This is a genomic window from Paenibacillus montaniterrae, assembly GCF_018403185.1.
In the GTDB taxonomy this organism is placed as follows: domain Bacteria; phylum Bacillota; class Bacilli; order Paenibacillales; family Paenibacillaceae; genus Pristimantibacillus; species Pristimantibacillus montaniterrae.
Genome location: NZ_BOSE01000050.1, coordinates 1 through 287, shown reverse-complemented (window position 1 = coordinate 287; position 287 = coordinate 1). Strand labels below are relative to the sequence as shown.

General features: G+C 54.0%; 1 rRNA gene. It reads right to left on the bottom strand.

The features are described 5' to 3' along the window. Nucleotides 1–287, bottom strand: a 23S ribosomal RNA gene (locus KJS52_RS27110); the annotation flags it as partial.

Here is a 287-nt window from a genome sequence, read left to right as displayed (position 1 = left end):
CCTTAACGAGAGTTCTTCCGCGCGCCTTAGCATGCTCTGCTCGCCTACCTGTGTCGGTTTGCGGTACGGGCACCTGGATCTCACTAGAGGCTTTTCTTGACAGCCGGAGCTCATGACCTTCGCTACTGCAATGTTCACTCCCCATCACAGCCCAGCCTTTCGATGTGCGGATTTGCCTACACATCAGCCTCACTGCTTGGACGGACAATCCATCAGTCCGCGTCACTACCCTTCTGTGTCACCCCATTGCTCAAACAATCTTCGGTGGTACAGGAATTTCAACCTGT